Below are 21,141 nucleotides of genomic sequence, written 5' to 3'. Positions count from 1 at the left end.
GGAACGGGCGGTGAAGAGGTAGCCCTCGGCGACCTCCAGCCAGGCCTGGGCGGCGCGGCCATCCGGGGCGCGGGCCTGGGCCCAGACGTACGAGCGGCTGGACGTGCGCAGGTCCGCCCCAGGGCCCTTCACGCGAGCGTCGACGAGCTTCATCAGGCCATCGCGGATGGGGCCGAGCTTCAGGGCGCGGCGGAGGATGGGGTGGGTCCACCGCAGGACGCGGGCGCTGTTGGCGGGGAAGGCCATGTACGTCGTGATGTTGGGGATGCCGGTGGTGTGGAACGCGGTGGAGAGGTCACCCCAGGGGATGGGCATGACGGAGCGCTCGCGGTCGCTGAAGCGCACGCGGCGGGCGCCGTGGCCCATGGGGTAGGGCTCGAGCTGGCCGTTGCGGCGGACCTTGCCGCCCTCGGGGATTTGGATGAGGGCGGACTTGGTGGTGCCGGCGCTGGCCTGGGAGACGGCGGCGATGGCGATGTCGAGCTCGGTGGCGCCAGGGACCTGCTCGCCGACGTAGCGGGCCAGACAGTCGGTGGGGACAACGTCGAAGCCGACGCCGGACATGAACGAGACGCCGCGGGCCTTGGCGTCGGCGTCGTGGCGGAAGGAGTCCTCGAAGACGGGAATCTCGCCGGTGATGTCCAGGTAGTGGGTGCCGGCGGCGAGACACGCCAGGCGCATGGGCTCGCTGGTGTGGACGAAGGGGCCGGCGGCGTGGAGCACGAGCGGCAGGCCGTCCATGGCGGCGGCCAGCTGGCGTGGGTCGTCGAGCGACGCGGGGCGGACCTCCAGACCGAGCAGCTCCGCCAAGGGCGCGAGCTTCTCGCGGGAGCGGCCGGACAGCACGGGGCGGTGGCCGCGGCGCACGGCCTCCTCCGCGATGAGGCGGCCGGTGTAGCCGGAGGCGCCATACAACAGCCAGCGAGGCGAGGTGGTCGAGGTCGTCGTCACGGCTGGCGACGCTACCAGGACGCGCCGCGTCGGGAGGCCCGGCGTGTCGGGCTGACCTGCTATCTGTCAACGCCCTCAACACTTCCCTCGCAGAGACCTTCCGAGCAGCAAGGAGGCCCGATGCGGCGACCACCTCGCTGGACCGTCTTGCTGTCCCTTGGGCTTCTCCTCGTGGGATGCACGAGCCCCAATCCCTGGGTTCGCGTCACGCGCCGCGCTGACGGCATCCTGGTCGTCGATGGCCCGGCGGCGGGTCCATTCGACACGCAGGAGGAGCTGGCCCGAAACGCCTGTGAGCTCGTGACGGCGCAACCCGGAGCCGCGACGGGCAGACAGGGCATGGAGTACTGCGTCCTCTGGTACTACGTGAAGGAAGAGGGGAAGTACTTCATCAGCTACCTGTCCGACGTGGGCGGCAACAGGGCCAGCGGAAGGAAGTACTGCGAGGTTCCTCGCGCCCTCGACGCTCCGACGCAGGGCGATGTGCTGCTCCTGGGGCCGGGGCACAACCATCCCCACAATCGCCAGTTCTCCGCCGAGGACCTGGGCTCTGGCCGCCCTCCCGGGTGGTCTCCTCAAGGCCCCTCTCGCTTCCATGACTCCGTCACCGGACGCACCTGGGACCGGGAGCTGTTGGTGTTCTTCAAGGAATGGGACGGGAACTGCACGACCTATCGCTATAACTACGCGACCCGTGTCGTCTCCGCCCTGCGCGATGGAACATGGGTTCCCATCGGCAAGGTGGAGGGAGAATGGGGAGACCTCAAGATGTTCGAGGGCCAGGACTGGCTGCCATGAAGACGCCATCGACGACCGCCATGTACCGGACGCTTCTCGGCGTCACCCTCGCGGGGACGCTCAGCGGTTGCTCCTACTTCGGCTATCACAAGCAGGAGAAGGCTCGATGGGCACCGCCTGAGCAGCGCCGCGAACTCGACTTTCCTGACTCGTTCGCGACGGGCCTTCACCTGACGGGGCCCATGGCGGTGGCCATGGATGCGGCCCTGCGGGACTTTCTCCCCCCAGGAGGCAGGCCCTCGGGGCGCGGCACCGACCCACGCGTGGAGGAGTGCCTGTCTCGTCGAAGCACCTACGAGACGTTCATCCTCCAGGCGAACGAGGACCTGTACTTCGTCCGATTCTCACCAGTCCTCGACCGATGCGGGCTGGACGTCCCCATCCTGGATGGGGGCGCCGTCTACGCCGTCGATGGACAGGGACAGATTCTCGAAGCGCGCTGAGCGCCTCACCACCGCGCCACGGCGACCTCGGAGCGCTGGCTCACGTGCGCGTCCTCCACGCAGACCAGCAGCGCGCGCAAGGCCGCCGGAGACGGCGCGGTGAGCAGCGCCTCACGCAGCCTCGCGTTGCGCAAGAGCGCGCCGATGCGCGCGAGCACGTTGAGGTGCAGGCCCGCGGGGTCCGGCGGCGACACCATCCCCACGAAGACGCGCACGCGCCCGCCGTTGGCCTCGCCGAAGTCCAGGCCCTCCGGATGAATCCCCACGCACGTGACGATGCGCGGCACACCGACCAGCCGGCAGTGCGGCACCGCCACGCCCCCCGCCATCGCCGTCGAGCCGAGTCGCTCGCGCGCCAGCAGGTGCTCCGCCAGCTCCTTCGCGGGCACCCGAGCGCGGGCCGCCATCAGCCCCGCCAGTTCGTGCACCACGCCCACCCGCTCTCGCGCCTCCAACGACAGGCGGACCGCGTCGACCTCCAGGAAATCCGTCCACCGCAACATGCCGCACCTCCTCGGGCAAGCCGCCACCGCCCGAGTCGGCGCAGAGATGCATCCGCGCTCGCGAATCCGCATCCCTCCCCGCGAATTCTTCGAGCCCACTACACACTTCTCTCGCGTTTTTCCGGACCAGGTCCGAGCCACCCCGCTCCTCTCAGGTTCTCAGGGCGCGCCCAAACCAGGACTCGCGACACCCGAACAAGCGCGAGTCACGAGACGCGCTGCCACGCGAGCAACAACAGCCTCGCCTCCGAGGGCACGACTCAGCGCGCCACGGCCACTTCACCGCGAAGCGGGAGCACCGCCTCCTCCGCGCGAACCAGCAGCGCGCGAACCGCCGCCGGAGAGGCCGCCGCCATCAGCGCGTCACGAACACGCGCGTCATGCAGCAACGTGGCGATGCGGGAGAGCACGTTGAGGTGCAGGCCCCCGGTATCCGGCGGCGACACCAGGCCCACGTAGATGCGCACCAGTCCATCCTCGGGCTCACCGAAGGCCAGCCCGCCCCGATGGATGCCCAGACACGTCACGATGCGTCCGGCGCGAGCATGTCGACAGTGCGGCACCGCCACGCCGCCCTCCATCGCCGTCGAGCCGAGCTGCTCCCGCGCCAGCAGGTGCACGGCGAGCTCGCGAGCAGGCACTCCCGCCTCATCCGCCATCATCCCCGCCAGCTCGTGCAGCACGCCCACCCGCTCCCACGCCCGCAGCGACGGACGGATGGCCTCGACCTCCAGGAACTCGGTCCACCTCAACATGACGACCTCCCACGGCCCGAGCAGTCCCGGGCCCACCACCGTGAACCTCAGAGCGCCGGAGCCGCCACCCGCTCGCGACCCGACAGGACGATGCACGCCGCCAGCACGCGAGCCGTGAACCCATCGCGCTCCTCCGCGTCGAACGCCCGCGCGAGCTGCTCCGGGTCATCATCCAGGAACAACGTGGAGCCAATCCGGTCATGCAGATGCTCCAGCAACCCTCGGCAGCACGAGCACCGCCGAGCCCCCTTCAAGGCATGCTCCGCACGCCCACGCGCCTCGGCCAGCCGCTCCGCGCCCAGCAGACGCACCGCCTTGAGCGGCGCCTCCCCGAGCAACAGGCCAGGCTCACGCCGAGCCTCCCCACGAACCATCGACCTCACGAATCGACGCAGCACCATGAAGTCCTCCCAAGGACCGGGCCGCACATCGCCCGGCACGAGGCACCTCCATCGCATCCACCGTGCCGACCACCCCCACCACCAGACGCCCGGAATCCGGCCACTTTTCCCCGAGCGAGCCCGGCCCCACCGTGCAGACCGCAACCTCGAGGGCCACCGAGCCTCGCGACACGCGAGGTCCCCGTCCGAGCGCCGTGTCATCCCGCTCCGACCGCGATGACTGCAAACCGCGCCCGGCGCCCACGAGGGACGTGACGCTCCAGGGCGCTCGCGACGTCGGGGACGCATGCCAGCCGCGGCACGAGGGCGGAATTCCGTGGGAGGAGCTCACCGGAGCGTCGAGCCGCTGTAGCGAAGACGAGGGGCTCCGGAGTCGCGGACTGGAAGCGTGTTCGAGCCGCGCTGGGGGACCGCGGTCAGCGAAGGGCCCGACCATGCAGCCGGGCCTGCTCCTGACAGGCCCCCTGGCACTCGGGGAACAGCAGGAGGAAGCGGGCCTGCTCGCGGCAGCGAGGAATCAGGCCGGGCGGAGAGGGCGCGGAGCACAGCTGCTGGAAGCCGTCCCACGACTCCTGGAACACGAGGGCGCGCTCATCGGGCTCCAGGGACAGCACGGCCCGGCGCTCCGAGCCCAACCAACCCACGACGAGCGCCAGGGAGGCCCCCAGCGCGAGGATGCAGAGCAGGTCCCTCCACCAGGGGCTCGCCAGGGAGGGCGGCGCCGAGGGGGCCTGGGGAGTGGAGTCAGGGACCAGACGGAGCTCGGGACGCATGGGCTCCCCAGGGGCAAACCCCGTGCCGACAGGGCACGAGGCCACCTCCGAGCAGGGCACCCGTCACCGAGGTCCACGGCCCCTTGCATCCGGCAAGCAGGCGCGCGGAAAGCCGTGCATCGCGCAAGGGCAACACGCGCCCCGCCAGGCGTGCGCGTCATGACCGCGGACAATTCCCACCCACCGGGAACGTCACACCACACGCCAGCCAGAAGGTGCGCGCGGAGCAGACCCAACTGGAGCACCCCACGGGAGCCCGACACGCAGCGCGAGGGCCGATGCACTCCGCCGAGGAAGCGAAGCGCCCTTCAGCGCACAGCCTGTTGCAGCATGGGCGCGAGCTCCTGTCGGCATGCGTCGTCGCACTCGGAGAAGCGCGTGAGGAACTCCGCCTGCTTCTGGCAGCGCTTGAGGAGCTTGGGGCCGGCGTCGCCCATGCACAGCAGGCGGAAGTCGTCGCGAGTCTCCTGGAAGAGCGCCTCGCGCTGCGCGGGGGACAAGGCGTTCAGGGCGCGATTCTCTCCGCCCTGGAGGTAGGCCCACACCCCGGCGAGCACCAGCACGACGATGCCCAGCGTCACCGTCTGGCGGACGCGCTTCTGGCTGCGGGTGGGCGCCCTGTCCCGGGTGAAGATGTTCTCCTCTTCCCCCTCGTTCCCGTTCGGACCCATGGCCCCATGTTCCACCGGAATGAGGGGGGCTGGGCCAGGATTCGTTGTCGCCGGTGTGAAGAAGTGGCGGCCCGGGTTGCAGCCTGCACGACGGGAGCGGCCCTGGGGTTGCGCATCGCACGGTGCGGTGCGCGGAAGTCCCCGACACGACTCACGAGCCCCAACGAGACACGGCCGGGCGCGGCCGATGCACTTAGAATTGACGCATGGATGCACGGATGGAGCCGACCCCGGTTTCCGGCGAGCGGCCGATGCGGGTGCTGGTGGTGGACGACGAGCGCAACATCCGCCACACGCTGCGGGTCTGCCTGGAGGGCTTCGGCTGCGAGGTGCGAGAGGCAGCCACGCCGGAGGCGGCGCTGGCGGCGCTCGCCCAGGGGCCCGCGGACCTGGCGTTCGTCGACCTGAAGCTGGGGACCGCGAGTGGCCTGGACCTGCTGCCCCGCCTGCTCGCGGAGTCACCGAACCTGGACGTGGTGCTCATCACCGCGTACGCGACGTTCGACACGGCGGTGGAGGCGGTGCGCCGGGGCGCGCGCGACTACCTGCCCAAGCCCTTCACGCCCGCGCAGATAAGGCACGTGCTGGACCGCTCACGGGAGCACCGGGCGCTGTCCTCGCAGTTGGAGAGCCTCGAGGGACAGCTCGCGCAGGCGGTGCCGGAGGCCACGCTGGACACCGCCTCTCCCGTGATGCACGCGGCGATAGGGCTGGTGTCGCGAGCGGCGACCTCCGACGCGGCGGTGCTGCTGCGAGGAGAGAGCGGCACGGGCAAGGGCGTGCTCGCGCGAGCCCTGCACTCGATGAGCGTGCGCAGGCGCAGGCCCTTCGTCACGGTGAACTGTCCGACGTTGTCGGAGCAACTCCTGGCGAGCGAGCTGTTCGGCCACGTGCGAGGCGCCTTCACGGGAGCGGTGAAGGACCAGCCCGGCCGCGTGGAGCAGGCGGAGGGCGGCACGCTGTTCCTGGATGAAATCGCGGAGATGAGCCCGTCGCTCCAGGCGCAGCTCTTGCGCTTCCTCCAGGAGAAGCAGTTCGAGCGGCTGGGAGAAGGCCGCACGCGCAAGGCGGACGTGCGGGTGGTGGCGGCGACGAACCGGGACCTGGAGAAGGACGTGGCGGAGGGACGGTTCCGCGAGGACCTGTTCTACCGGCTCAACGTCATCGAGGTGAAGCTGCCCTCGCTGCGTGAGCGGCCCGAGGACCTGCTCGCGTTGGCGAGGCGCTTCGTGGCGTTCTTCGCGAGGACAGGACAGCGGCCGGTGACGCCGGAGCTGTCGCCCGCGACGGAGCAGATGCTGCTCGCGTACCCATGGCCGGGCAACGTGCGTGAGCTGAGAAACGCCATCGAGCGGGCGCTCATCGTGTGGCCCGCGGGAGTCCTGGAGCCGCAGGCGTTCCCGGACCGCATCGCCGCGGCGGCGGGCACGGTGGTGGCGCTGGGCGGGCCGCACACGCTGGAGGAGGTGGAGCGCGAGCACACGCTGCGGGTCATGGCCTCCGCGCCCACGCTGGACGAGGCCGCGAAGGTGCTCGGCATCGACGCGTCCACGCTGTGGCGCAAGCGGAAGAAGTACGAATCCGGAGGCAAGGCAGACAGCTGAGCCCACGGGCAGCCCGTGTCTCGCGGAAGATGGACAGGTCGCGCACGGGACGGTGACCAGGGGCACGAGTCCCCGTCACCTGAGGCGCCCGAGCACGAGCCGACGCCAGGTCGAGCATCCCGCCAGACGGGACACCGGACGCGCGAACCACGCCCGGCCGCGCTCCTCCCATGGCGACGCTCGAGCATGAGCCAACGCCACACCGGGCGCGACCGTGCGCCTCCGGCCTTCCGTGAGACGGGACACCGGGCGCGCGCACCCCACGCGCCCGGCGTTGCGCGTCAGCCCGGGATGCCCGCGGACCAGCGCTGCGTCAGGTACAGCTCCGCGAGCTGCGCGGCGTTGAGCTCGCGCTCCTCGCCCACGTGGGTGCGCTCGGTGGTGAGCCCCACCTCGCCACCGCCCACGCCCGCGTGCACGCCGACGCCGATGTCTCCGTTCACCGTGGTCTTGTCCTGCACGGTGGCCTTGATGTCGACCTTGTCGCGAAGCTGCGTCACCGCCTGGCCCACGTCGCCGTTCGCGATGCTGCTGAACGCGCCGCTGCGGGCGATGTCCTGGAGGTTGCCGCTGATCTCCGCCTTCACCTCGCGACCCGCGCTCCCGCCCAGACCGAGCGCCTGCGCCGACCCCTGGCGCGAGTCGGTGAGCGTCAGCTTCGCCTCGTGCGTCTGGAGGGCCGTCTGGCCCACCTCGCGCGCGGTGCCCTTCGGGTCCTTGAGGAAGTCGGCCGGGTTGAAGTTCTCGGGCAGGTCGATGCTCTGCTCCAGCTCCACCTTCAGCGAGCCCTGGACTCCCGCGGAGGCATTCGTCGGCAGTGACGCGCTGGTGCCACCCTCGCCCTGGCTCGGAATCCCCAGGCCCGCGCTCGCGCCCGCGTTGCCCGAAATCTCCAGCGACTGCGTGAGCTTCAGCGACTTCGGCTGGCCGTTCTCCATCTCGATGCGCGCCGTGGTGCCCTGATTGGCGCTCACGCCCGCGCTCGCGCCCGCGCTGAGCACCTCCGGCAGGCCCTTCATGCCCAGCTCACCCGAGACGCTCGCCTCCGCGCCCAGCTGGAACTCCACCGCGCTCACCTTGTCGCCCAGGCCCGCGAGGTCCGACAGCGGATCTCCCAGCACCTGGTTCACGCCCTGGCCGAGCAGCGGGTTGCTCGCCGAGGCCCCCGCCGTGGCGGCCGAGGCCGCGATGATCTTCGTCGCGCGCTTGGCCTCCTCCGCGGTGTCGAACTGGAACTCCACCTTGGCGCCGGCCGTGGCGAAGGCACTGGCGCTCGCGTCCGCGGCGCCCTTCGCGCCCAGCTTCGCGATGACGCCCGCGCCCACCTCTCCGCTCACGGAGACGGTGTAGCCACCGCCCTCCTCGGCGCTGCGGCTGACGGCCAGGTCGCCCTTGGCGGTGACGCCGACACCGGAGACATCCGCCTCACCGTTGAGCCCCACGGAGACGCTCTCGCCCGGCTTGAGCTGGTCGACCTGATGGTTGAGGCTCAGCGCCTGCTTGATTTCGCCCGCGGTCTCCACCGGGTCCCGGACCACGTCCGCCGCGCCCTGGAGGACGCCACCGGCGATGTCCTGGGTGAGGCCCTGCAGCGGGTTGGGCGCTGGCGCGTCCTGGATGGCCTGCCCCAGCTTGTCGAGCCCGCCCGCCGCGATGTCCGTCGCCGTGTCGAGCACGGGGCCCGCCTTCTGCACGGTGTCACGCAGGGCGCTGCCCGCCGTGGACTTCACGCCCTCGAAGACGTCGCCCGCGGTCTCGCGCACCTGCTGCTTCAGGTCGCGAGCGCCCTCGACCAGCCCCTCGCCCCGCTCGAAGACGTCCTGCGTGCGGTTCTTGGCGACCGATTCGATCTGCTCCTTCGCCTGCTTCGCCTTCGCCGCCGCCTCCGCGGCCTTCTTCGCCGCCGCCTCCGCGGCCTTCTTCGCCGCCGCCTCCGCCGCGCGCTTCGCCGCTTCCGCTGCTCGCCGGGCGGCCTCCGCCGCGCCACCGATGATGCTGCCGATTCCCATGGGGGGGTCCTGGTTGTGGTCCGGCATCCGCACACGCCTCACGCAGCGGCGCGGACCCTGCCGGGTTCACTGGGTTGGGGTGGGGGAAATGCGTCCTGCTCCCCCATTCTCCCGGGCGGGCGGCGGAAGTTTCGTCAGTTTTCAAGAATTCGGGCATCCCGCGTGATTTCCAGTCCTGCCCGGACTCAGAGTGCGGCCGCCAGACCATCGCCCCCGAGTGGAGCGCTCCCCTGCCCTCCTCCGCGCGAAGGCTGGGACAAGGGAGCGTGCACGGCGTGGCGAGTGATTGCCGGGGTCCGGAGCGGTGCGGACCGTTGAGGAGCGACCCCACTGAAAGGACTGCACCCGTGGACGTCATCGACCTGTTGATTCAGCAGCACCGCGAAGTCGACGCGCTGTTCCTCGCGTTCCGCAACGCCTCGGACGACACGAGCCGCAAGGAGCTCTGCATCCAGCTCGCGGAGGCGCTGATGCTGCACAGCACCATCGAGGAGCGCTGGGTCTATCCGAAGGCCACGCGCGTGGTGGGCGACGAGAAGATCCAGCACGCGGAGGAGGAGCACCAGGAGATGACGAAGCTCCTGGGCGACATCGTGCGGCTGCGCGACGACATGAACGCGGTGAAGATGAAGGTGGACGCGCTGGAGAAGGTCGTCAAACGGCACGTCGCGGACGAGGAGAAGAACATCCTTCCGCAGGTGGCGAAGAACGTCACCGAGAAGGAGCTCGGCATGTCGTGCAAGGACCTGGTCCGAGAGGCCTCGAGGATTCGTCGCGAGGAGATGAAGGACTGGGGCGGCGCCACGGTGTAGCGGCGGACGCGCATTCCCCCACGGGGCCGTCGGCGCCCCTCTCCGCTCTCGAGGCAGGCCAGACACACCCGTGTCGTTCCCTCCTGCCTCGGGAGCTGGACCGCGCGTCACCTCACGAGGCCTGCCCCGGCAGGGTGAACCAGAACGTACTTCCCCGCCCAGGCGCGCTGATGACGCCCACCTCCCCGCCATGGGCCTGGACGATCTCCTTCACGATGGACAGCCCGAGCCCCGCGCCGCCCGCGGGAGCCCCAGGCGCGCGATAGAACTTCTCGAAGATGCGCGCCTGTTGCTCCAGGGCGATGCCCTCCCCCGTGTCGCGAACCTCGAAGCGGACGCGCGTGCCATCACGAGCCACCCGCACCTCCACCTCGCCCCCCGCGGGAGTGTGCTTCACGCCATTGCCCACCAGGTTGCCGAGCACGAGCCCCATCCGCTCCGGGTCCACGTCCACGGTCTCCACCTCCAGCCCCACGAGCCGGGACAGCCGCACCCCACGCTCCTCCGCCGCCGAGCGCTGCGAGTCGAGCGCCGCCTGCACCAACTCCTCGGCGGACACGCGGCGGACTTCGAGCCGGAGCTGTCCCGCCTGGATGCGAGACAAATCGAGCAGGTCATCGACGATGCCCTGCAACCGCTCACAATCCTCGCGCGCCGCGAAGAGCAGGTCCGCCTGTTTCTCCGTCACGGGCCCCACCATGCCCTCGGCCACCAGGTGCACGGCCATGCGCAGGGATGTGAGGGGCGTGCGGAACTCATGGGCCACGGTGGCCACCAGGTCGTTCTTCAGCTCATCGAACCGGCGCAGCCGCGTCACGTCCTGGAGAATCACCGTGGCGCCCACCACCTCGCCCGTCTCACCGTACACGGGGCTGGCGCGAGGCAGGAGCCACCGGTCGCCCTCGGTGAGCGGCACACGCACCGCCTCTTCGTAGCCCCGAGGCTGATAGGCGCCCTTGCCTCCGAGCACGTGTCCCCGCACGCGCTCCAGCACGTCGCGAGCCTCCGGCACCACGCGCCCGAGCACATCCCCACCCCCCTCGAGTCCCAGCTTGAGCACGTCCTCGGCCGAGCGGTTGACGTTGAGCAGCCCGCCATCCGCGCCGAATACGACGACCGGGTCAGGGAGGCTGTCGATGGCGGCCTGGGACGCGGCCTGGGCCTGGAGCAGCTCTCCCAGGCTGCTCTGGCGGTACTGCTGGAGCGCGGCGGCCATGGAGTTGAAGTCCTCGCCCAGCCGAGCGATTTCATCCGAGCCCTCCACCGTGGCGCGCACGGCGTAGTCCCCGCGCCCCAGCCGCTGCACGGCCTGGGACAGCACGGATACGGGCCGCAGCGCGCGATGCGTGAGGGACGTGGAGGCGAACAAGCCCAGCGCGAACGCGATGAGCACCGCGAGCACCATCAGCGTGTTCACCCGGTCGCTCTGCCGACGCAGCGCCTCGCTCTTGTGCACCATCGCGTCCTGATTGAGCGCCAGGACAGCGGCGGCCGCGTCCTTCACCTCGCGGAACGCGGGCTCGATGTTCCGGAAGTACTCCGCCTTCAGCTCCTCGGGAGACGACAACGAGAGGAACACGTCATAAGCGGTGACATAGCGCTCCCAGCCCGCGCGCAGCCGGCGGGTGGACTCGGCTTCACCGGGCTCGGTGACGTTGCCCTCCTGCAGGCGCAGCTCGGCCTCCAGGACCTGGCGCTGAGAGGCCTGCTGAACCTGTCCCCGCTCGCGCTCACCGGAGACGATGAAGAGGGCGGCGCTGTCCATGCGCTCCAGTTGCTCGGTCATCCGCTGGGCGGCCAGGACGCTGCGGTAGTTGTCCTGGAGGATGCGCTGACCGGAGCGCCCCAAGCGGGCCAGGGTGATGACGGCGACCAGGCCCACCAGCGCGAGCGCGAGCGCGAGGGGCGCCTGCGCCAGCAGCAATCGCATCCGCAGGGTCATGGACGTTTCTCCTCGGAGGAGGGCTCGAAGGCGACGACATGGACGTCGAAGCCCTCGCCTTCACGGAGCAGCCGCACATCCGCGGCGCGGCCCAGCGCGCGCTTCCACCAGGGCTGGTGCGAGCGGCCCACCATGATGTGGCCGACGCCATGGGAGCGGGCGAAGTCGAGGATGGCCTCGACGGGGTCCTTCGAGCGAAGACGAACCACCTCGGCGCCCAGCTCGCGAGCCTTCTCGATGTTGGCCAGCAGGTGGCGTTGCGCCTCGGCGTCGATGAGGTGGGGCGCCTCGCGAGGCGTCTCGACATAGACGACGAACCAGTCCGTGTTCAGCCGGCCGGCCATGCGAGAGCCACGGCGCAGCAGGGTGGCGGCGCGAGGAGGATGGCTGGACATGGCCACCAGCACCCGGCCCCAGGACGCGCCCTTGCGGGGTTCGTCATCGCCGGAGCGGGAGGACAGTCCGGAGGTGGCGCGGTCCAGGCTCTCTGCGACCTCGCGGAGGGCGAGCTCGCGAAGGGTGGACAGGTTCTCGCCGGTGAAGAAGCGCTCCAGGGCATGGGGCACCTTGTCCTCGGCGTAGATCTTCCCGGCCTTGAGTCGTTCGTGGAGGTCTTCCACGGCGAGGTCCAGGTTCACGACCTGGTCGGCGCCCTTGAGGAAGCTGTCGGGCAGCGTCTCGCGGACGACGACGCCGGTGGTGCGTTCCACCAGGTCATTGAGGCTCTCGAGGTGTTGCACGTTGAAGGCGCCGATGACGTTGATGCCCGCGTCGAGGAGCGCCTGGACATCCTGGTAGCGTTTGCGATGTCGGCACAGGGGGAGGTTGGTGTGAGCCAGCTCGTCGACGACGGCGACCTGGGGCTTGCGAGCGAGGACCGCCTCCAGGTCCATCTCCTCGACGAGGACGTCGCGATAGGAGTACGTCTTGCGAGGCACGGCCTCGAGTCCAGCGACCAGGGCCTCGGTCTCCTTGCGTCCGTGGGTCTCCACGAAGCCGAGCACCACGTCCACGCCGCGCCGCTTCAGCGCATGGGCCTCTTCGAGCATGCGGTACGTCTTGCCGACGCCGGCCGCGAAGCCGATGTAGAGCTTGAGCCGACCGCGCCGTCCGCGCTCGACCAACTCCAGGAAGTCCTCCGCGCGAGAGCGACGAGTGGTCATTCGGTGACCTCGGAGCGCGGCAAGAAAATCACAGACCTGGACAGGTCAGGGTTCATCAGCTCCAGCCCATGAAGGTCGAAGGACCTCGACTCGCCAACGCGACACGACGGCGTTCGCCGCCATGACAACGAACGTCCACGACTCTCGACAACGACGCAACGCCCCTCGACGCCTCCTGCGCGATGTTCTTGAACGTCCTCGACTCTCGACGACGCAACGCCCCTCGACGGTTCCAGCGCGATGTTCTTGAACGTCCTCGACTCTCGACGACGACGCAACGCCCCTCGACGGTTCCAGCGCGATGTTCTTGAACGTCCTCGACTCTCGACGACGACGCAATGCTCGTCGAGAACCGCCGCGCCATGATGTCGAACATCCTCGAATCTCGAAGACGAGCGCACCGCCCGTCGATAGCTGCCGCACCATGATGTCCAGCGCCCTCGACTCTCGACAACGGCCGCAACGCCGTCGAGAGCCCTCGCCTCATGACATTGGAATGTCCTTAACTCTCGATGACGGGCGCAACGCCCGCCGAGAGCCGCCACACCATGATGTCGGACGTCCTCGACTCTCGACGGCGATACGAGAACGCCTGTGCCGAGCGCCCCAGGCGCGAGCCTGAAGCGTCCTCGCCGCCCACCAGGGGGCACAGACACCACGCGGGCGCGAATGAGACGGCCAAGCCCTGAAGGGCCGTCCCTATCCGGCTGGCATCCCAAGACGAAGCCCTCCGGCCGCGGCCGAGAAGCCGCGCGAGGACGAGGCCCGTGCCATCGGCCGGCCACGAGCCTCGGCTTCACGGCTGACCACCCAACCCTCACGGGCTGCCCGCGCCCCGGGTAGGCGTGGCGGATGGAGCCACCGCGCCACCCATCGGGACCCCGGGCTCGACGGCCGGACGACCGAACTGTCGGTCCAGCGCGAGGTTCAGCAACAGCACATTCACCCGAGGCTCGCCAAGCACGCCGAAGGTGCGCCCCTCCACATGCGAACCCACCACGGCCAGCACGCGCTCCGGAGCCACGCCGCGAGCCTTCGCGACACGAGGCACCTGCCACCGCACCGCCTCCGGCGACAGGTGCGGGTCCAGCCCGGACGCGGACGTGGTGACCAACTCCGCGGGCACAGCGCCCTGCGCATCCGGATTCTCACGACGCAGCCGCCAGGCCTCGGCCAAGACACGCTCCCGGAGCTTCTGCGAAGTGGGCCCCAGGTTGCTCCCCGAGGACGCGGCCGCGTCGTAGCCACTCCCGGCGGCCGAGGGGCGCGGCTGGAAGTAGTCCGCGCGAGTGAACCCCTGACCGATGAGGGAGCTCCCCACGACACGGCCCTGCTCGTCCTTCACGAGGGAGCCCTGAGCCTCGGAGGGGAAGAGCAACGAGGCCACGCCGGTGACAGCGAGGGGATACAGCAAGCCCGTGAGCACCAGGGTGACGACACCAACACGAAGCGCGGTAACGAGAGTGGAGACCATGATGACCAGTCCTCAAGCGAGTCCGACGGCCGTGAGCAGCACGTCGAGGGCCTTGATACCGACGAAGGGAACGATGACGCCGCCAAGCCCGTAGATGAGCAGGCTGCGCCGCAGGAGCGCCGCCGCGCCGAGCGGCCGGTAGCGCACGCCGCGCAGCGCCAGGGGAATGAGCGCGATGATGATGAGCGCGTTGAAGATGACGGCGGCGAGGATGGCGCTGAAGGGCGACGTCAGCCCCATGACGTTGAGCGGAGCAATCTGGGGGAACACCCCCATGAACAGCGCTGGCAGGATGGCGAAGTACTTCGCCACGTCATTGGCGATGGAGAACGTGGTCAGCGTGCCCCGAGTCATCAGGAGCTGCTTTCCCACCTCCACGACCTCCAGCAGCTTGGTCGGATTGGAGTCGAGGTCGACCATGTTCCCCGCCTCCTTCGCCGCCTGGGTGCCGGTGTTCATCGCCACGCCGACATCGGCCTGAGCGAGCGCGGGAGCGTCGTTGGTGCCATCGCCCGTCATCGCCACCAGCTTGCCCTTGGCCTGCTCGGTACGGATGAGCGCGAGCTTGGCCTCGGGAGTCGCCTCCGCGAGGAAGTCATCCACGCCGGCCTCACGAGCAATCGCCGCGGCGGTGCGAGGGTTGTCGCCCGTGATCATCACCGTGCGGATGCCCATGGCGCGGAAGCGGTCGAAGCGCTCGCGGATGCCGCCCTTCACCACGTCCTTCAAGTGGATGATGCCGAGCAGTCGCGAGCCCTCCGCGACAGCCAGCGGCGTCCCGCCCGCGTCTCCGATACGCCCCGAGGCCAGCGCCAGCTCGGAAGGCACCGGGCCGCCCTGCCCCTGCACATGCTTGACGATGGCATCCACCGCGCCCTTGCGGATGCTGCGCGCGTGAGGTTCCACCAGGTCACACCCGCTCATCCGCGTCTGCGCGGTGAAGGGAACGAACGTCGCCTGGTGCGCCGAAAGCTCGCGAGGACGCAGCTTGTAGGTGTCCTTGACCAGCGTGACGATGGAGCGTCCCTCGGGCGTCTCATCGGCCAGGCTCGCGAGCTGAGCGGCCTCGGCCAGCTCCTCCAGGCGCACGCCGGGCATGGGCAGCAGCTCCGTGGCCATGCGGTTGCCGAGTGTAATCGTGCCCGTCTTGTCGAGCAGCAGCGTGTCCACGTCACCCGCCGCCTCGACGGCTCGGCCGCTCATGGCGAGGACGTTCTTGCGCAACAGGCGGTCCATCCCGGCGATGCCGATGGCGCTCAGCAGTCCGCCAATCGTGGTGGGGATGAGGCACACGAGGAGCGCCACCACGGCGGTGCCCGACAGCGGCACACCCGAGTAGAGCGCGAGCGGCACCAGCGACACGCACGCCAGCAGGAACACCACCGTGAGCCCGACGAGGAGGATGTGCAGCGCGACTTCATTGGGCGTCTTCTGCCGGGCCGCGCCCTCGACCAGACCAATCATGCGGTCGAGGAAGGACTCGCCCGGGTTGACGGCGATGCGCACGACGATGCGGTCCGACAGCACCTTGGTGCCGCCGGTCACCGCGGAGCGGTCACCGCCGGACTCACGGATGACGGGCGCGGACTCGCCGGTGATGGCGGACTCATCCACGCTGGCGATGCCCTCCACCACCTCGCCGTCGCCCGGGATGAGGTCTCCAGCCTCGCAGACGACCAGGTCGCCCTTGCGCAAGTCAGGCGCGGGCACCCGCTCCTCGCGCCCCTCGGAGAGACGGCGCGCGGTGGTGTCCTTGCGCATCTTGCGCAGGGCCCCCGCCTGGGCCTTGCCGCGCCCCTCGGCGACCGCTTCGGCGAAGTTGGCGAAGAGGACGGTGAACCACAGCCACAGGGCCACGGACACGGTGAACCAGAGGGGCGCGCCGTCGGTGCGCGGCGACACGAGGTCCTTCACCACCAGCACGGTGGTGAGCAGGCTGCCGGCCCACACCACGAACATGACGGGGTTGCGAGCCACATCCCGGGGGTGGAGCTTCTTGAGGCTGTCGAGCAGCGCGGGCTTGAGCAGTGACGCGTCGAAGAGTGACGCGGGCTTCGAGGACGAGGGACTCATGGCTCAGTAGACCTTTCCGGCCCCGGCGAGGAAGTGCTCGACGATGGGGCCCAGGGAGAGGGCGGGGAAGAAGGTGAGCGCGCCGACGATGACGACGATGCTCACCAGGAGGCCGGTGAAGAGGACGCCATTCGTCGGGAAGGTGCCGGGCCCCGCGGGCACCACCTTCTTGCCCACCATGGAGCCGGCGATGGCGAGCGCGGGGACAATCATCAGGAAGCGCCCGCCGAGCATGGCCAGCCCCAGTGAGATGTTCCAGAACGGGGTGTTCGCGTTGAGTCCCGCGAACGCGCTGCCGTTGTTGGCCGTGCCGCTGGTGAACGCGTAGAGGATTTCCGACAGGCCATGAGGGCCCGCGTTGTTGAGCGAGGACACCCCCTGGGGGAGCACGGCCGCCACGGCGGACAACCCGAGGATGAACAGCGGGAAGATGAGCACGTAGAGCATCGCGAGCTTCATCTCCCGGGCCTCGATCTTCTTGCCCAGGTACTCGGGGGTGCGGCCCACCATCAGTCCGGCGATGAAGACGGAGAGCACGACCATGATGAGGATGCCGTAGAGGCCCGCGCCCACGCCGCCGAAGATGACCTCGCCCAGCTGCATGTTGACGAGCGGCACGAGTCCCCCCAGCGGATTGAAGCTGTCATGCATGGCATTGACGGCGCCGCACGAGGCATCGGTGGTGACGACGGCGAAGAGCGTGGACGCGGCGGTGCCGAAGCGCGCCTCCTTGCCCTCCATATTGCCAACGTGGGCCACCTGCGCGGCGGACACGGCGGCGTTGGGCTGGGCCTCGGCGGAGTAGGCGGCGAGCACTCCCACGAAGAACAGGAACGACATGGCGGCGAAGAGGGCCCAGCCCTGCTTCGTGTCGCCGGTCATCTTCCCGTAGGTGTACGTGAGCGCCGACGGGATGGAGAAGATGAGAAGCATCTGCACCAGGTTGGTGAGCGGCGTCGGGTTCTCGAACGGGTGGGCGCTGTTGGCGTTGAAGAAGCCACCGCCGTTGGTGCCGAGCATCTTGATGGCCTCCTGCGAGGCCACCGGTCCCATCGCGAGCGTCTGCGTCCCGCCCTCGAGCGTCGTCAGCGAGTGATAGGGAGCGAGGTTCTGCAGCACCCCCTGCGAGACGAAGAACAGGGCGACGACGAAGCACAGGGGCAGCAGCACGTAGAGCGTGCCGCGCACCAGGTCGACCCAGAAGTTGCCGAGCGTCTTCGAGCCCTCGGGCCCCGGACGTCGGGTGAAGCCGCGAGCGAGCGCCAGCGCCACTCCGAGCCCTGCGGCGGCGGAGACGAAGTTCTGCCACGCCAGGCCCGCCATCTGCGTGAGGTAGCTCAGGGTGGACTCACCGGCGTAGGACTGCCAGTTGGTATTGGTGACGAAGCTGGCGGCCGTGTTGAAGGCGAGCTCGGGCCCCACGGCGCCGAGCTTCTGGGGATTGAAGGGCAGCAGGTGTTGCGCCCGCTGGAGGGTGTAGAGGATGAGCAGGCTCACCAGGCTGAAGGCCAGCAGGGCCCCGCAGTACTCCACCCAGGTCTGCTCACGTCGCTCGCTCGCGCCACTCAGGCGCAACAACCCCCGCTCCACGGGGCCGAGCAGCCGGGGCAACGGACGCGCCTCGGACTCGAAGACACGGAAGAGGTAGACACCCAGCGGCTTCGTCAGCGCGAGCAGGAGGGCGAAGAACAACAGGACTTGCAGCCAGCCGATGAGAGTCATTGGAGAGGGCCCTCAGAAGCGCTCGGGACGGAGCAGGGCATGGACGAGGTAGACGGTGAGCAGGACGGCGAGCACGGCGCCGGCGGCGTATTCGAAGGTCATGAGGGGGGACTCCGGGTGAGGCGTGGAGTGGAGCTGCGCCTGAGCGAAGTGCACGGCGCGAAGGAGCATCCGGCGGGGTGCACGAAAGCGAGCAGGGTGCGCTCAGAGCCGTTCACAGCCATGGGTGTAGCCAGGCGCGAGGGTGAAGAATCCGACGGCGACGAGGACGAGGACGAAATCCATGGAAGGTCTCCGGGGGCACATCAGAAGAAGGCGGTGGCGCCGAGCACGACGAGCGCCTCGGTGTCCTTCGGCACGGGCGAGCCGTCATCGGCCGTGGCGCGGCCCGCGAACACCGCCTCCGTCGAGCGGTCATGCCGCGCCTCCAGCTTGAGGGTGAGCTGCTCCGCGGGCTTCACCTCGAGCGTGACGGTGCCGCTCGACAAGGTCTGCGCGACGCCGGTCATCAAGCCATCGGCATCCCGGTAGGCCTCGACACGCGCGGCGAGCGCCACGGGCTCCGCGAGCAGCACCCGGGCATTGAGCCCCGCCGCGTACCAGTTCGCGCGAGTTCCCGAGGGAAGACGCTGTGTCCCCACATCCGCGGTCGCGGCGAGCCACAGCGAGGGCAGGACACGAAACGTCGCCACCGCGTCCGCGAAGAGGCGCAGCCCCTCTTCGCCCGTGTCGCCCTCCTCGCCGATGAAGGTGTTGAGGGCAGCGGAGAGGCGCTCGCCCGCGTAGGCCACTTGAGTGCCCACGGCGAGCCCGCGGTTGTTGTCACCCACGGTCTGCCAGCCATTGAGGACTTGAAGCTGCGCGCTCCACGCCGGGTCGAAGGCCCAGGTCCCCTTGATGCCCGTCTGGTAATAGGGCGAGTACTCGCCCATCCACGAGCGGGTGTACGTCCAGTTGAGCTGGGATTGGAACGACTCGAGCCCGATGTGGCTGGGATACAGCCCCGCCTCCAGGGTCAGCGGCCCCGTGGCGAAGGACACGGACGCCTGTTGGACGTAGCGCCACGCAGCAGGTCCAGAGGCGACACCCTCGGGCTCCGCCGAGTGCACCACCTCCGCCCCCGTTCCGAAGCCCAGGAGCACCTTGAAGCCCACGGGAGCGGGCTCGGCGCTCAGCCCCAGGGAGGCCAGGTTGATGGACGCCTCGCCATCGCGCTTGGCGGACGTGCCGGTGGCAGGGAGGAAGCTCGCCTTGTTCGCGGGGCGGTTGAAGTTGTGGGCGACGTAGACATCGACGCCGCCCTCGGGCTGGACCCGGGAGAGGAAGCGGGTCGCCGCCGAGTCGTTGGCCGTGGGGTCGGCAGCAGGCAGGGAGGCATCGGCCTGCCGGAGGAGCAGGGAGAGAAGCAGCTGAGTGGAGTCGATGGACAGCATGGGTGCCCATCCAATGAGCACCGCGCGTACCACCCACCCTCTGACGAATCCGTAGGACTATCGCGGGGTTGGGCAGCGCTGGCCGCCGCGCGCATTGCAGCCTGCACGATGACCCCGCAGTCGCCGTGCAGCTTGAAGCCCGCACCGAACACTTAAGCCACGGCTTGACAGTTGGGGCACTCAGCCCATACTTAAGCCCATGCTAAACCATGGCGCCGTAGACCGGGTGTTCCAAGCGCTGGGTGACTCCACGCGGAGAGCCATTGTCGAGCGCCTGAGTCAGGGTTCGTTGTCGGTCAGCGACCTGGCGAAGCCGCTCGACATCACCCTCGCGGCGGTCGTTCAGCACCTCCAGGTGCTCGAGGAGAGCGGCCTGGTGCGCACGGAGAAGGTCGGGCGTGTGCGCTCCTGTCACCTCCAGCCAGAGGGGCTGCGCGTGGCCGAGGACTGGATTTCCGCGCGGCGCGGCCTGTGGGAGCGCCGCTTCGACCGCTTGGGCGAGTTGCTGGATGGCCCCGAGTCCCCCACGCCTTCCCGCCGAAAGAAGGGCAGCTCATGAAGACACGTCCCGCCGTTCACGGCACATTCAGCATCGAGCGCACGTACAAAGCCTCTCCTGCCCGGGTCTTCGCGGCCTGGGCCGACGTGGAGATGAAGGCCCAGTGGTTCATCGGTCCGCCTGAGCGGTGGCGCCTCGTGAAGCGTGAGCTCGACTTCCGAGTGGGCGGAACGGAACTGCTCCACGGACAGTTCGAGGGGCGCCACGCGAGTGTCTTCACCGCGCGCTACCACTCCATCATCCCTGACGAGCGACTGGTCTACGCCTACGACATGCACGTGGGCGACAAGCACCTGTCCGTGTCACTGGCCACGGTGGAGCTGCACGCGACGAAGACAGGTGGGACGAGGATGGTGTTCACCGAGCAAGCCACCTTCCTCGACGGTGAGGATGGGATGCGCTCACGTGAGGGAGGCACGGCGGAACACTTCGACAGGCTGGGGCGGGTGCTCGAGGAGTCCCGAGACATCGTGTCCTCTCGGCGCTTCGATACTTCCCGAGACCGGCTGTACCAGGCATTCAGCGACCCGGAGCAACTGTCGCGGTGGTGGGGGCCGAAGGGCTCGACGAACACCTTCGAGGTGTTTGAGCTCCGCCCAGGAGGTCAGTGGCGCTTCGTGATGCAGGGTCCCGATGGAGCCCGATACACCATGCACAAGGAGTTCACGCAGGTGGTCCCCGGGGAGCGGATCGTCTTCCGACACCTCCAGGAGTCACACCACTTCGAGATGCGCCTCGATTTCGCGGACGAGGGGCCCAAGACGCGCCTCACCTGGCGAATGCGCTTCGAGTCGAAGGAGGAGGTCGAGAAGGTCCGCGGCTTCGTCGAGGAAGCCAATGAGCAGAACTTCGATCGCCTCGCCGAGCTCCTCGCCACGCGGTGAAGCGCGTCGAGGGCAGTGAGGAAAAAAGAAAAGCCCCCGTCGCACGAGGCGACGAGGGCTTCTCAAAAAGAATCCGGCAGCGACCTACTCTCCCACGCGGTTTCCCGCGGAGTACCATCGGCTCTGGAGGGCTTAACTTCCGTGTTCGGGATGGGAACGGGTGTGACCCCT

Annotated in this window: 20 protein-coding genes and 1 rRNA gene; 6 read left to right on the top strand and 15 right to left on the bottom strand. The window is 69.3% G+C overall.

Translation table 11 applies throughout. The features are described from left to right. Positions 1-951, bottom strand: a 951-nt coding sequence (locus FL311_RS26280; RefSeq protein WP_141329122.1) for a trans-acting enoyl reductase family protein, incomplete at its 3' end; no start/stop codon positions are given. A 339-nt stretch (positions 952-1,290) separates the two neighbouring features. On the opposite strand from FL311_RS26280, the gene FL311_RS26275 reads away from it, so the two are divergent. Both FL311_RS26275 and FL311_RS26270 read left to right on the top strand, forming a co-directional pair. Beyond that, entirely contained in the window at positions 1,291-1,749 is a 459-nt protein-coding gene (locus tag FL311_RS26275; protein ID WP_228557087.1) for a hypothetical protein, read from the top strand. After that, positions 1,746-2,192 (top strand): hypothetical protein, encoded by a 447-nt coding sequence (locus FL311_RS26270; protein ID WP_141329118.1) that lies wholly within the window; start codon positions 1,746-1,748, stop codon positions 2,190-2,192. The genes FL311_RS26275 and FL311_RS26270 overlap by 4 nt, the downstream gene beginning before the upstream one ends. Positions 2,193-2,197: 5 nt before the next feature. Here FL311_RS26270 and FL311_RS26265 read toward each other — a convergent pair whose 3' ends face one another. The 5 genes from FL311_RS26265 to FL311_RS26245 all read right to left on the bottom strand — a co-directional run bounded on the left by FL311_RS26265 (position 2,198) and on the right by FL311_RS26245 (position 5,295). Continuing rightward, a complete protein-coding gene (locus FL311_RS26265; RefSeq protein WP_141329116.1) occupies positions 2,198-2,695 on the bottom strand; it encodes a PTS sugar transporter subunit IIA in 498 nt (165 codons plus the stop codon). Positions 2,696-2,955: 260 nt separating this feature from the next. Next, positions 2,956-3,450 carry a PTS sugar transporter subunit IIA gene (locus tag FL311_RS26260; protein ID WP_141329114.1) on the bottom strand — a complete coding sequence of 165 codons (495 nt, stop codon included), beginning with the start codon at positions 3,448-3,450 and terminating at the stop codon, positions 2,956-2,958. 47 nt (positions 3,451-3,497) lie between these two features. Continuing rightward, positions 3,498-3,851: a hypothetical protein gene (locus FL311_RS26255; protein ID WP_141329112.1), complete on the bottom strand. Its 354-nt coding sequence runs from the start codon at positions 3,849-3,851 to the stop codon at positions 3,498-3,500. A 416-nt stretch (positions 3,852-4,267) separates the two neighbouring features. Next, positions 4,268-4,624, bottom strand: coding sequence for a hypothetical protein (locus tag FL311_RS26250; protein ID WP_141329110.1), 357 nt, complete (start codon positions 4,622-4,624; stop codon positions 4,268-4,270). Positions 4,625-4,932: 308 nt separating this feature from the next. Then, complete coding sequence (locus tag FL311_RS26245; RefSeq protein ID WP_141329108.1) at positions 4,933-5,295, bottom strand: hypothetical protein; 363 nt, start codon at positions 5,293-5,295, stop codon at positions 4,933-4,935. 251 nt (positions 5,296-5,546) lie between these two features. On the opposite strand from FL311_RS26245, the gene FL311_RS26240 reads away from it, so the two are divergent. Then, positions 5,547-6,899: a sigma-54 dependent transcriptional regulator gene (locus FL311_RS26240; protein ID WP_194869368.1), complete on the top strand. Its 1,353-nt coding sequence runs from the start codon at positions 5,547-5,549 to the stop codon at positions 6,897-6,899. 281 nt (positions 6,900-7,180) lie between these two features. Here FL311_RS26240 and FL311_RS26235 read toward each other — a convergent pair whose 3' ends face one another. Then, positions 7,181-8,908, bottom strand: coding sequence for a hypothetical protein (locus FL311_RS26235; RefSeq protein ID WP_153882703.1), 1,728 nt, complete (start codon positions 8,906-8,908; stop codon positions 7,181-7,183). Positions 8,909-9,255: 347 nt separating this feature from the next. Between FL311_RS26235 and FL311_RS26230 the strand changes: the two genes are divergently transcribed. Beyond that, positions 9,256-9,720 (top strand): hemerythrin domain-containing protein, encoded by a 465-nt coding sequence (locus tag FL311_RS26230; protein ID WP_141329100.1) that lies wholly within the window; start codon positions 9,256-9,258, stop codon positions 9,718-9,720. Between the two features lie 112 nt (positions 9,721-9,832). Here the strand turns inward: FL311_RS26230 and FL311_RS26225 are convergent, their stop codons facing one another. From FL311_RS26225 to FL311_RS26195, 7 genes are all read right to left on the bottom strand, one after another. Next, on the bottom strand, positions 9,833-11,662 hold the full coding sequence (locus FL311_RS26225; protein WP_141329098.1) for an ATP-binding protein: 1,830 nt from the start codon (positions 11,660-11,662) through the stop codon (positions 9,833-9,835). Continuing rightward, positions 11,659-12,825, bottom strand: a complete 1,167-nt coding sequence (locus FL311_RS26220) for a sensor protein KdpD (RefSeq protein ID WP_141329096.1) — start codon at positions 12,823-12,825, stop codon at positions 11,659-11,661. The genes FL311_RS26225 and FL311_RS26220 overlap by 4 nt, the downstream gene beginning before the upstream one ends. An 817-nt stretch (positions 12,826-13,642) precedes the next feature. Next, positions 13,643-14,299: a potassium-transporting ATPase subunit KdpC gene (gene kdpC / locus FL311_RS26215; RefSeq protein WP_141329094.1), complete on the bottom strand. Its 657-nt coding sequence runs from the start codon at positions 14,297-14,299 to the stop codon at positions 13,643-13,645. Positions 14,300-14,311: 12 nt separating this feature from the next. Continuing rightward, positions 14,312-16,372: a potassium-transporting ATPase subunit KdpB gene (kdpB, locus tag FL311_RS26210; RefSeq protein ID WP_141329092.1), complete on the bottom strand. Its 2,061-nt coding sequence runs from the start codon at positions 16,370-16,372 to the stop codon at positions 14,312-14,314. A 3-nt stretch (positions 16,373-16,375) separates the two neighbouring features. Further along, positions 16,376-18,094, bottom strand: a complete 1,719-nt coding sequence (kdpA, locus tag FL311_RS26205) for a potassium-transporting ATPase subunit KdpA (RefSeq protein ID WP_141329090.1) — start codon at positions 18,092-18,094, stop codon at positions 16,376-16,378. 12 nt (positions 18,095-18,106) lie between these two features. Further along, positions 18,107-18,196: a K(+)-transporting ATPase subunit F gene (kdpF, locus tag FL311_RS26200; RefSeq protein WP_074948251.1), complete on the bottom strand. Its 90-nt coding sequence runs from the start codon at positions 18,194-18,196 to the stop codon at positions 18,107-18,109. Positions 18,197-18,399: 203 nt separating this feature from the next. After that, positions 18,400-19,527, bottom strand: a complete 1,128-nt coding sequence (locus tag FL311_RS26195) for an outer membrane beta-barrel protein (protein WP_141329088.1) — start codon at positions 19,525-19,527, stop codon at positions 18,400-18,402. 199 nt (positions 19,528-19,726) lie between these two features. On the opposite strand from FL311_RS26195, the gene FL311_RS26190 reads away from it, so the two are divergent. Next, on the top strand, positions 19,727-20,086 hold the full coding sequence (locus FL311_RS26190; protein ID WP_141329086.1) for a helix-turn-helix transcriptional regulator: 360 nt from the start codon (positions 19,727-19,729) through the stop codon (positions 20,084-20,086). Beyond that, positions 20,083-20,970 (top strand): SRPBCC family protein, encoded by an 888-nt coding sequence (locus FL311_RS45335; protein ID WP_228557086.1) that lies wholly within the window; start codon positions 20,083-20,085, stop codon positions 20,968-20,970. The genes FL311_RS26190 and FL311_RS45335 overlap by 4 nt, the downstream gene beginning before the upstream one ends. Positions 20,971-21,041: 71 nt before the next feature. On the opposite strand, the gene rrf is transcribed toward FL311_RS45335, so the two are convergent. After that, positions 21,042-21,141, bottom strand: a 5S ribosomal RNA gene (gene rrf, locus FL311_RS26180); the annotation flags it as partial.

The organism is Myxococcus sp. AB025B (assembly GCF_006518215.1).
GTDB classification, from domain to species: Bacteria; Myxococcota; Myxococcia; order Myxococcales; family Myxococcaceae; genus Myxococcus; species Myxococcus fulvus.
This window is presented reverse-complemented; position numbering and strand designations above follow the sequence as displayed.

Excerpts from the sequence above, each read along its gene's own strand:
- FL311_RS45335 (WP_228557086.1), top strand. The coding sequence starts at position 20,083 with ATGAAGACACGTCCCGCCGTTCACGGCACATTCAGCATCGAGCGCACG.
- kdpC (WP_141329094.1), bottom strand. The coding sequence starts at position 14,299 with ATGGTCTCCACTCTCGTTACCGCGCTTCGTGTTGGTGTCGTCACCCTG.
- FL311_RS26240 (WP_194869368.1), top strand. The coding sequence starts at position 5,547 with ATGCGGGTGCTGGTGGTGGACGACGAGCGCAACATCCGCCACACGCTG.
- kdpF (WP_074948251.1), bottom strand. The coding sequence starts at position 18,196 with ATGACCTTCGAATACGCCGCCGGCGCCGTGCTCGCCGTCCTGCTCACC.
- kdpA (WP_141329090.1), bottom strand. The coding sequence starts at position 18,094 with ATGACTCTCATCGGCTGGCTGCAAGTCCTGTTGTTCTTCGCCCTCCTG.
- FL311_RS26260 (WP_141329114.1), bottom strand. The coding sequence starts at position 3,450 with ATGTTGAGGTGGACCGAGTTCCTGGAGGTCGAGGCCATCCGTCCGTCG.
- FL311_RS26195 (WP_141329088.1), bottom strand. The coding sequence starts at position 19,527 with ATGCTGTCCATCGACTCCACTCAGCTGCTTCTCTCCCTGCTCCTCCGG.
- FL311_RS26225 (WP_141329098.1), bottom strand. The coding sequence starts at position 11,662 with ATGACCCTGCGGATGCGATTGCTGCTGGCGCAGGCGCCCCTCGCGCTC.
- FL311_RS26220 (WP_141329096.1), bottom strand. The coding sequence starts at position 12,825 with ATGACCACTCGTCGCTCTCGCGCGGAGGACTTCCTGGAGTTGGTCGAG.
- FL311_RS26245 (WP_141329108.1), bottom strand. The coding sequence starts at position 5,295 with ATGGGTCCGAACGGGAACGAGGGGGAAGAGGAGAACATCTTCACCCGG.
- FL311_RS26190 (WP_141329086.1), top strand. The coding sequence starts at position 19,727 with ATGCTAAACCATGGCGCCGTAGACCGGGTGTTCCAAGCGCTGGGTGAC.
- FL311_RS26250 (WP_141329110.1), bottom strand. The coding sequence starts at position 4,624 with ATGCGTCCCGAGCTCCGTCTGGTCCCTGACTCCACTCCCCAGGCCCCC.
- FL311_RS26275 (WP_228557087.1), top strand. The coding sequence starts at position 1,291 with ATGGAGTACTGCGTCCTCTGGTACTACGTGAAGGAAGAGGGGAAGTAC.
- FL311_RS26265 (WP_141329116.1), bottom strand. The coding sequence starts at position 2,695 with ATGTTGCGGTGGACGGATTTCCTGGAGGTCGACGCGGTCCGCCTGTCG.
- kdpB (WP_141329092.1), bottom strand. The coding sequence starts at position 16,372 with ATGAGTCCCTCGTCCTCGAAGCCCGCGTCACTCTTCGACGCGTCACTG.
- FL311_RS26270 (WP_141329118.1), top strand. The coding sequence starts at position 1,746 with ATGAAGACGCCATCGACGACCGCCATGTACCGGACGCTTCTCGGCGTC.
- FL311_RS26255 (WP_141329112.1), bottom strand. The coding sequence starts at position 3,851 with ATGGTGCTGCGTCGATTCGTGAGGTCGATGGTTCGTGGGGAGGCTCGG.
- FL311_RS26235 (WP_153882703.1), bottom strand. The coding sequence starts at position 8,908 with ATGGGAATCGGCAGCATCATCGGTGGCGCGGCGGAGGCCGCCCGGCGA.